Origin of the sequence: Deinococcus aquaedulcis (assembly GCF_019693445.1) — a bacterium.
Taxonomy (GTDB): Bacteria; Deinococcota; Deinococci; order Deinococcales; family Deinococcaceae; genus Deinococcus; species Deinococcus aquaedulcis.
In genome coordinates this window covers 70,518-81,022 of record NZ_JAHRBL010000016.1, presented here as the reverse complement: position 1 = coordinate 81,022, position 10,505 = coordinate 70,518, and the positions used below count along the sequence as shown (strand labels likewise).

Here is a 10,505-nt window from a genome sequence, read left to right as displayed (position 1 = left end):
CGGATCCCGCCCCCGCCGGCTATGAGCGGCTGACGCACTACAGGTACGACAACGACAACCAGTTGATCACCCAGGTGCAGGCGGCGGCGTCGGGGCAGGGTCGGTCGAACGACCTGCTCTCATCGGACGCCACCTACACCTACGGTGAGGTACAGAAGAGTATCTCGTTCAACCGTCATGAGCCGGCCAATGTGGGTGGGCAGGTCGTGAGTGCCAACAGCCTCATCTCGGAGACCCGGTACGACAATGGCGCGCTGCGTCGCACGTTCGTGACAGGCTTAGATGTCTATGGGCGCGTGAGCTACACCAATCTGTACCGGAGTGGAGACGCTGGCGCCTACAAGTCTGTGAGCTATGGGTACCACGGCACAGGCGCGCTGTACGACCTGGTGTACCCCAGCACCATGGCGGTCATGCCGTATGACCGGCAGAAAGCCGTCAAGCAGTACGGCGACCAGGTGGCCACGAAGGTCAGCAACGGCGTGACGAGCAGTTACGGATACGACGAGTACGGCCATCAGGTGCGGGAGTACACGACCAGAGCGCACGTGTACAAGTGGGACGGCGCCACCGCGCACTACGCGGACCGGAATTACTGGAAGATGCATGACGGCTTCGGGCAGCCCGTGTGGGAAAGCCTGTGGGAACTGCAGACCGACAGTGGTGCCTGGGTGCACCTGGTCAACCGGCAGTGGGCGTACTACAGCACGGGGGAACTGGACGCCTCCTGGGATGGAAGTCCGCAAAACGTCACGGACTACCGCTATGCCGGCAGTGGCACCAATCTGGGCCGCGTGACTGAGATTGTCACGGGGATCGGCACGACCAATGCCCTGGGCGTGGCCACCCCCCGCAAAACCACGGCCATCGGCTATGACGCGTATGGTCGACCCAACAGCACCATCGTGGATGGGCAGTTTGAAACCAAAACGAAGTACGACACGCTCGACCGCCCGGTGGAAGTCAATGAGCCGAACTGGACCAAAACCACCACTACCCGCTATGGCCTGACCGGCAAACCCTGGGTGGAAAGCCATTATCTGAATGACGGCAAGACCTTCAATCTCATCCATCATGTGGATTCCCTGGGGCGGGAGTATCAGATGGACACGCCCGACGGCACTATCCGCACCTACTACGACGCCTTTGACCGCCCGGTGAAGATCACCGATAGCCGCCTGACGATGAACGGGGGAGAGGCCGACCGCAGCACGTACCTCAAATATGACGAGGCCGGCAATCTGGTCAAGAAGCTCAACCCCGTGATGACGAGTGCCACCGGGCAGCCCTACACCGATGCGCGCCGACCCTTCGAGTTCTATGAATACGACGTGCTGGGCCGGAAGGCCGCAGAACACAGGCTCATCACGGGCAACGCCATCAGCCCACTGAATATGGTCTGGCCTAGCAACGCGACCATCGCCACCACCCGCACGCAGTACGACGCTTTTGATCGCCCGACCGTGGTCACGGATGCAGACGGGTACCAGACGAAGCTGACGTACGACAACAGTGGCAATGTCGTGACGGTCGAGCGTCAGGTGTGGACGAAGAACGCGGACGCCGAACCGCAGTACACCCAAGCGCACCAGGGCTTCGACTGGGTGACCGCCCGTACGGCGTATGACGGCAACGCCCGCACTGTTCAACTTGTGGATGGGCGTGGCAATAGCAAAAAGAAGGAATACAGTCTCTTCGGACCGACCGCGGAGATTGATGAACGGGGCATCAAGACCAAGGCCTACACCTACACCCCAGACGGTCTACCCCAGGCGACATTAGAGCCCGATAACGAGTCAGGCGCCGGGATGGTGACCACCGAGTACCGGGAGTACAGCACGCGGCAGTTCCCCACGCACATTTATCGCGCACACATGCACACGCAGGCTGGGCCGGGCGTGGGCGCGTTGACCAGCTACGTGTATGACCACGCGGGCCGTCCCGTGAGCACGACGCTGCCGCCAGATCAGAGCGGAGCGACGGCGACAATCACGCAGAGCTACCACAGCAACGGGGAAATCAAGAGCTCGACGGACGCGAACAGCTTCCCGACGCGGATGGAGTACGACTGGGCGGGGCGCCTGATTGCCAAGCATGAGGACGCGCGTCCCGGCAACCAGACCGACGCGAACGCGGGGCTCTCGGCTGGCTTGCGCAGCACCTATGCCTACGATGCGAGCGGGAACCTGATCAAGAAGGACGAACGTGGGCTGATCACTGAGTATCGGTACAACAGCCTCGGGAAAATCATCAGTGAAAGCCGGCCCCGGGTGGGGGAAGGCACGGCCACGCGATGGAAGTTGACCACCTACCGCCTGGATGGCCTGCCCACCGCGAAGACGAGCTACACCTACCAGGGCAACCTGGCCAGCATTCCGGATGTGGTGGACCCCTGGGACCCCCGCATTTCGCACAGCACGGGTAACATGACGATGCCGTGGTACTACGCGCGGGGCATTCAGATCGGGGAAGTGTCGTGGGGCGACGGGCATACCTGGGAGTATTCAAAGAACACCTTTGTCAACGGCCTGGGGCAGCGGTACTTCCGGAAGTTCTGGGGCAACGGGGGCATCTACAAGATTCAGCAGTACGCCAATGGGGCCGAAACCGGGCTGACGAACTACTGGTCCTTCTGGACGCATGACCAGAATGGAAATCTCACCAGTGCCTGGGACACCCCAACCAACGCCGATAACAACGCCCCGCTGGACGCCAGCCTGAAGCAGAACAGCTTCAGCTATCAGTACAGCCCCAGCAACAAGGAAACCCGTCAGGACCGCGATATTCGCGTGCGTCGGCAGAGCAAGGTTCAGAATAACCATTTGAGGCGCTACTACGGCGGCAACGAAGGTGTGTACCTTGCCGCCAGCATCGCCACGATCACGACCTCCTACACCGAGCGCGATCAGATCGAGAAGACCACCACCACGGATAACGTGCCGTACGTAGGCAGCAGTGATCCCACGCGCCAGGACCAGCTGGCGAGTGCGCCAACCCGGCACCAGCGGTACAGCTACTTCTACGACGGGCGCGTGTGGAACAGCTGGACGGGCGACGGCACCACCGATCACGGTTACAAAGGTGTGGAAGCCTACGACCAGCGGGGCCGGGAAATCGTGGTGTATGACAGCACCGGGGGGCCCACCAATGGTGCACCGGGCCGCGTGTACACCACGTACGGCACCGATGGCACGGTCATTAACCGGGGCGAGCAGAATGGTGCAGTGATCTTCAATAAAACCACCACACCAACCGTGAGTGGCTTGGCTGGCTCTGCCTTTGAAACGAAGGCTGATGGTGGAAATTCGAAGACAACCTATCGTTACGGCAACAGCGCGGCAAATGCCCTGTGGCAGACCCAGACAGAAGTCACGCGACCAAACAACACGCCGATCACATATACAGAAACCCGCTCCTATAACAATCATGGCAGTCTCATTGGTCATGTCAGGAATTCAACGAGCTCTTACACGACATATGAAGAAGGATGGTGTGAGGCCGGCCCTGGTTCTTATTACCGGTGCATGCAGACCGTCACCAAGACGGAGAACTCACCCGAAGAAGTTATCTACGGAGCTGCCATCAATGATGATGGCATCATTACCCAGGAAACGAAGCCGAGCGTCTACAGCGGTTTGATGACCCAGTCATACAGCATTGACTCTCGTGGGAATCGTTTGGCCGTAACAGGTGGAGATTCCCACGGATATGTCAAGCGGTACAACGCAGACGATCAAGTGGTGCATTTCAACAACACCAGCAACGCTTCGGTTAGCCAAAGCTTCTGCAACTCGAGCGGGTGCTACGGGGTTGCCAATCGATACAACGACTTCCGATATGACCCGTTTGGCGAGCAGATTCTCACCAGCACAGCGCAGATCGAAGAGCAAAGTGGTGATGAATGGCTGGCGGAACACGGGGTGTGGCGGGATTGGAACGTAACCTACACCGTCCAGGGTAAGGTTCAGTTGATCCTTCGTAAAGCAGGGAACTACATCTATAAGTGCAAGTCGAGCACAAATTGCAGTCTTCTTGATCACACGTACCGGCTCAACAATTATCAATATCGTGACGCCACCTATTCTCTCTTGGATGGGTACAACGACAATACGAACTGGACTGGAACTCGACCTTTCGCCGTACCGCGAGGTGTGGTCAGATTGGACGCGCCGACGCAGTCTTTGAGCAGTACGTTGAAAATCAACCCGCTGGATGTGTTAACCCCCACCTTGCCGAAGCTGGCTGACCCAAGCAAGATTGGTGGGACGGTGACGCCGAAAGATGAGCCGGCAGCTGTCCAGACCGGCGAAAGTCAAAAGCAGGTCGTGAAAACCGATGAAGTCAAGTCCTCTGCGCCGACGGTGAATGTCTCTGAGGGTGCCATACTTACCCTTGAAGTTCCTGCTGACTTTGATGATGGTCAAGGCTTTGAACATCCAGTTTACGCTGCAAAAGTTGAAGAACTAAGCTGGGCGGACTTTGAAAAGTGGTGGAATGCTGTGGCGGCCAAGAATGCTGACGCCGCTGCAATGATGTCTCAACAGAAAGCGGACGAGGTCATGGGGGACGTGCGCGACCGGGCTGAACACAAGATTGTTGAGCTGGCCAGAGATGTCACGAAGATTGAAGCCATCAATAAGTTTGGGACATATGAAGATGTCCAGGCCATCATTATCTTTGCTCATGCATTTGATGACCCGCGTCAGGCACTTGACGTTTATGCAGGCGTGTTCGCTGCACTTGATCAAATAAAATCAGGCCTTTCCGACGGTGCAGCACTTCATCTTATTAAAGGCATGGCTAATGCAGCCAGAGAAGGTCTTCAGAACAAGGATCCGCAGAAGAAGAAAGAATATATGGCTCAAACGTCTCAAATACTGGTTGGCGAGGCGCATCAGGCAGCGATGGAAGAAGAATATCGATTGTCTGCGGCAGGAGGGCGTGATTTTATTTCCACTACATTGGCGTTGAGTGTCACAGAAGCAATTCCAGGGAGAGGCAGTCGGATGAGTGGCAATGCCTTCAAATACGTGAGGAGCAAGGTTGTCTCGAACGAAGCTATGGGCACAGCGGTCAGATGGCTTAAAGGCGTTGTGGGTTTGGCGAAGCCGCTTTGTCGGTATCCCAACTCTTTCGCCCCTTCGACGCTTGTTCGCACCCTTTCTGGGTTTGTCGCAATCTCTACCCTCACAGTTGGCACCCCAGTGCTGGCATTCAACGAGAAGACCGGCGAGAACGGGTACTACCCGATCACGGCTGTCCACAAGAACGTCGATCCAGAGATCACCTACCTCACGCTGACCGACCCGGACCAGAAGCACAAGCTGGAATTTGTCGAAACCACCCCTGGACATCCCTTCTACGTCACGGAGCGCTCAGACACCCAGCCTCGGCCCAAGCCGGAGGGGCATGAGGACCTCAGTGACAAGTGGATTGGAGCGGGCCACCTCAAGATCGGCGACAAGATCAAGCAGGCAGACGGCACGATTGGCCTCGTTGCTAACGTCATCAACGTGCAGAAGACCCAGGAGATGTTTAATCTCACCGTCAGTGAGGCCCATACCTATTACGTTGGGCAGGACGGGTGGTTGGTCCATAATGCAGGAGGATCTACAACTGTTTACCGAGGTACCGATTTTGGAATTGAGTACGATATCTATCGTGAGACTGGTTTCTTGCTGAGTGATTCTGCGAGATCAGCTTATAGAGAGGCATTGTGGGAGGGTAAATCCACTCTCGCGGCACTTAGGATTGCCTTCCAAGCTTCAAGGATAGCTGATGCTCAACAAATGGCGATTTGGGGGAGTAGAGGAGCATATATTCAGGCCCATGGTTATTGGGGCCAGGAAATCGCAGTCTTCGGGGCAAGGTCAATGGTTTCGGTGACCACTGACCCTTCAGTAGCGAAAGGATTTGGCGCAAACGTTATGCGAGCGGCAATTCCTAATAGCCTACTACATGCTCAAACCATCCCTGGTGCGACCGAGTCCGAGCTTCTAGTCGTAAATGGAGTCAGCTGTGGCACACTTAAACGTTAGTTCTGAAGGTGTAAACTACATCTATATTGATCCTAACTCAATTGAACTACCTGAGATATTTAATTCTCTTGTGAGAGTAAGTCAAAAGGCTGGAGATCTCATTAGACGAGCTGACGACTGCGGGGTGATTGTATTCTCGAATAATCCATACGATTATCCAGCTGCTGCCAGAATCATATTATTTGAGATCAATATCGAATCCTTTGAAATGCGTAAACTATATAAGAGGGATATACAGATTCTGCAGGCGGCTTTTAAGAAATCTATCATAACTCACTTTTTAAAAATGAATTGCTCTGTTTGCAAAACAGAGCTAGATACGCTGGTAGTTGATGGCGGGGATGGCTATCCAGGCAAGCCTGACCTCCTTAGGCAAAAGATGATGAATTTTCGACCTCTTTTGTGCCCCATGTGTCAATCTTCTTTAAGAAGCTACGTGGTCAAAATTTTCAGAAGATCTGAATGAGCCCGGTCGGGAATTAACACTCACATTGACAACTGCCTTGTAACTACCAGCCGCCTCATTCTCCTAACAGGGAAGTGGGGCGGCTTCTCTCTTGCGCCCACTCCAAGCGCAGACAGCAAGCACCAGAGCATGATCCTCAGCCGTAGCCGCCTCTCGCACAAGGTGTTGTCATTCTTCCACTGGCACGCCCAGTGCCTCAGGCAATTGCTGCGGCCACTGTCGTAAGTGCTGCTCCAGCCAGCCATGCAGCCCACGCCACAGCCAGCGCCACAGATCGGGCGCGCTTTCCCACCATTCGGCAAGGGAGGCGCCTCACGCGAGGAAAGCAGCCTCGCCCTACATCCCGCACGCTTACTGCCCATTCTTGGTACAGCGGTTGGAATAGCTCGTCGTGCTTACGCTTCCAGTGTGGATCAATCCGGCTCCATTCATGCAGAGCTGCCGCTCCCCAATCTGTCCAAGCGGCGACGCACTGAGCAATTGCTTCCTCAGCTTCCAGCCGTTCACATCTTGCCCCGTTTGGCGCACCACCGGGCCTCGCCTGCTCCCCGACCCGCCACGCCCATAAACCCCCCCTTACGCCGCCCACACCCGCCTCCCCAGCCCCGCCCCCGAGACTCGCGGCATGGCGTCTTCCCGCAGTCTGAGCAGTGGGCCCACTGGGCGCGGCACCCGCGTGCGCGGCAAGCGCGTGCTGGCAATCATCCTGGCCGGGGGCAAGGGCAAACGCCTGGGCGTGCTCACCCAGGAGCGGGCCAAGCCCACCCTCACCTTTGCCGGCACCTACCGCCTGATTGACTTCGCCCTCAGCAACTGCGTACACAGCGGCCTGAGCGACGTGTGGGTGATCGAGGAATACGAACTACACACCCTGAACGACCACCTGGGCAGTGGCCGCCCCTGGGACCTGGACCGCACCCACGGCGGCCTGCAGGTGCTGCCGCCCTTCAGCGGTGCCGAGGCCGAGGGCGGCTTCGCTTCCGGCAACGCCGACGCCCTGTTCATTCACCGCCGCCTGATTCGCCAGTACCAGCCGGATGTGCTGCTGGTGCTCTCGGCCGATCATGTGTACACGCTGGATTACCGCCCGGTCATTGAGGAGCACCTGAACAGTGGCGCCGCCGTGACGATGGTGACGACCAGGGTGCCTGAAGGCGAGGACGCCTCCCGCTTCGGCGTGGTGAAGGTGAACCGCGAGGGACAGGTGACGGACTTTGACTACAAGCCCGAGCATCCCCGCAGCCAGACCATCACCACGGAGATCTTCGTGTACGACGCCCCCAAACTGCTGAAGCAGCTGGAGCGCCTGCACAAGGCCAAGGGCGAAGGCGAGCGCCTGGGCGACTTCGGCCACGAACTGATTCCCGCCTTCGTGGCTGCTGGCGAGGCCCGCGCCACCAACCTGGGCGGCTACTGGCTGGATGTGGGCCTGCCCGAGGCCTACTGGCGCGCGCACCAGGACGTGCTGCACGCCCAGGCCGTGACCCTGGACGACCCCGAGTGGCCCATCCTGACCTCCAGCATTCCGCGCATGCCCGCGCGGCTGGAAGCGGGGGCGAAGGTGGCCGGCAGCCTCGTATCCTACGGGTGCCGGGTGGCGGGCACGGTGCGCGGCTCGGTGCTGGCGCCCGGTGTGATCGTCGAAGAGGGCGCCACCGTCGAAGACAGCGTGCTGTTGCGCGACGTGGTGGTGCGCGCAGGCGTGCGGGTACGCCGCGCCATCGTGGACGAGGAAGCGCAGCTGGGCGCCAACGTGGGCGGCGGCCAGAAGCTAACACTGGTGGGTGCCCGCGCCCGGGTGAACGAGCCTGTCAAAGGCGGCGCCGAGGTCGAGCCGGGCCCCGAGATGTAGGTTGCGCTTCAGCCCTTTTTGGAGGCGCGCTTCTCCTCGTTCAGTGCCGCCGCCGCGCGCACCAGTGCCTGAAAAGCCGGCTCGTCCAATGCGGTTCCTTCGCGCAGGTCAATCGCCCGGCGCACCTTGCTCTCCAGGCTGGCGTTGAACAGCCCGCCCGGGTCGGGCAGCGCCGCACCCTGGGGAAAGGTCAGCTTGACGGCCGCCTTGTAGACCTCGCCGGTACACACGATGCCGCCGCAAGACCACACCGGGGTGTCCCATTTCCATTCCTCCTGAATGCCGGGTGCCGCTGCCAGAATCAGCGCGCGCACCCGGGCCAGGGTCTCGCCCCGCCAGTCGTTCAGGCCAGCAATTTTTTCGGAGATCAGGGCCGGAGCGTGCGGCGGCGTGGGTGGCTGGGGGGTCATCGCCCCATCCTACCGGGGCGCCCATTTGGGTCTGGGGGGCTTTATCCGGCATAGTGGAGGCAGCACGGGCCGAGGCGCATGGTCCGTCTTGCCCCGCCCCTGGCGTCGCCGGGTGGCTGGAGGCGCTCGCCTGGACGCGTCCTGCCCGCCTTGTGGCCGGCGCGTCCCTTATTGCCCCTGGTCCCGCGCGGCGCGCCCCCGGTGGACCTCTGGAAGGACCTCGCATGACCTCAACGAATAAACCCCGGCGCACGCCTGCTGCGTCGCCTGCCACCCCTGTGGCCGCCCCCCTGACCCCCAGCGCCGACTGGACCGCCCTGCTGGGGAACCGCACCCCCACCCCCGTTCAGGCCGGGGCCATTCCCGCGCTGCTGGCCGGGCGCGACGTGATCACCACCGCCCGCACCGGCAGCGGCAAAACGCTGGCCTTTCTGATTCCCGCCGCTGCGCGCGGCATTGGCATGACGCCTGTGCGCGGCATGCGCCCCGAGGTGCTGGTGGTGACCCCCACCCGCGAACTGGCGGTGCAGATCCGCGATGTGGCGCGCGAGCTGGGCATGCCCGCCGGGCGGATCACCGGCGGCATCACCCCCGGGCAGACCCGCTCTGAAGCCACTGGCAAGGGCCTGATTGCCGGCACCCCCGGGCGCCTGAAAGACCTGATCAACCGTCAGGAACTCAGCCTTGCGGGCCTGAAATACGCCGTGCTGGACGAAGCCGACGAGCTGCTCTCCCTGGGCTTCCTGCGCGATGTGGGCGACATTCTGCGCGCCGCGCAGGCGCAGCGGGCGGGCAAAGGCCACCTGCAGATCGCCATGGCCTCCGCCACCTTCCCGGCCGAGATTCGCGCGGTGGCCGAGCGCTTCATGGAAGACCCGCAGCGCATTGACATTGCCCCGGCCACCCCCGCGAGTGACGCGGCCAACCCCGGCGACGTGCTGGGCGGCGCCACCGGGGCCACCCACGAACTGCACAACACCACCCGCGACGATGTGCTGGACCTGACCGCCGCCCGCACCCGCGAGGCCCTGCGCGAGCCCGGCGGCTGCGTGGTGATCTTCAGCCGCACCAAGCACCTCGTCAAGCGCCGCGCCGAGAAGCTGGGCGCGCTGCTGCCCACCGAGACCGTGAGTGCCCTGGAAGGCAACATGGACCAGAAGAAGCGCGAGCGTACCATGACCCTGCTGCGTGAAGGCCAGTCGCGCGTGCTGGTGGCCACGGATATCGCCGGGCGCGGCATTGACCTGCCCGAGGTGCGCCTGGTGATCCATATGGACGTGGCCTCCACCGCCGAGGACCATGTGCACCGTTCGGGCCGCACCGCCCGCGCCGGGCGCCCCGGCACCAACCTCGTGCTGCTGATTCCCGAACAGCGCGCCCTGTGGCAGAGCATTCGCCGCAAGCTGCCCGCCGCCCTGCACCCCCCGCTGACCCGCGAAGAAGGCCAGATTGACAAGGCCATTCAGGAAAAGCAGGGCCAGGGCCGGGGTGGGCAAGGCGGCGGGCGCAGCGCTGGTCAGCCCGGGGGCGCGGGCGGGCGCCCGGGGGGAAGCGGCAGTGCCCGCCCGGCCCAGGCCCAGTCCGGTGACCGGCCCCAGCGGCCCCGCCAGGGCGAGGGGCGCCCGTCTGGTCAGCAGGGGGGAGGCCGCCCGGCCCGCCGCCCCGAAGGCGCCACCCCCGGCACTGGCGCTGGCCGTGTGGGCCCACAGCGTGCGCGGGGCCGGGGCCGCCGCTAAGCG

The 10,505-nt window shown here is 61.1% G+C and carries 5 protein-coding genes; 4 read left to right on the top strand and 1 reads right to left on the bottom strand.

The features are described 5' to 3' along the window. Positions 1-62: 62 nt before the first annotated feature. The 3 genes from KMW22_RS15540 to KMW22_RS15530 all read left to right on the top strand — a co-directional run bounded on the left by KMW22_RS15540 (position 63) and on the right by KMW22_RS15530 (position 8,356). Positions 63-6,038, top strand: coding sequence for a polymorphic toxin-type HINT domain-containing protein (locus KMW22_RS15540; protein WP_221090939.1), 5,976 nt, complete (start codon positions 63-65; stop codon positions 6,036-6,038). Then, positions 6,019-6,504 carry a hypothetical protein gene (locus KMW22_RS15535; RefSeq protein WP_221090938.1) on the top strand — a complete coding sequence of 162 codons (486 nt, stop codon included), beginning with the start codon at positions 6,019-6,021 and terminating at the stop codon, positions 6,502-6,504. Before KMW22_RS15540 ends, KMW22_RS15535 begins: the two co-directional genes overlap by 20 nt. A gap of 625 nt (positions 6,505-7,129) precedes the next feature. Then, positions 7,130-8,356 (top strand): glucose-1-phosphate adenylyltransferase family protein, encoded by a 1,227-nt coding sequence (locus KMW22_RS15530; protein ID WP_221090937.1) that lies wholly within the window; start codon positions 7,130-7,132, stop codon positions 8,354-8,356. An 8-nt stretch (positions 8,357-8,364) separates the two neighbouring features. On the opposite strand, the gene KMW22_RS15525 is transcribed toward KMW22_RS15530, so the two are convergent. Further along, on the bottom strand, positions 8,365-8,766 hold the full coding sequence (locus KMW22_RS15525; RefSeq protein ID WP_221090936.1) for a DUF1801 domain-containing protein: 402 nt from the start codon (positions 8,764-8,766) through the stop codon (positions 8,365-8,367). Positions 8,767-8,990: 224 nt separating this feature from the next. On the opposite strand from KMW22_RS15525, the gene KMW22_RS15520 reads away from it, so the two are divergent. Next, positions 8,991-10,502, top strand: a complete 1,512-nt coding sequence (locus KMW22_RS15520; RefSeq protein ID WP_221090935.1) for a DEAD/DEAH box helicase — start codon at positions 8,991-8,993, stop codon at positions 10,500-10,502. Positions 10,503-10,505 lie beyond the last annotated feature (3 nt).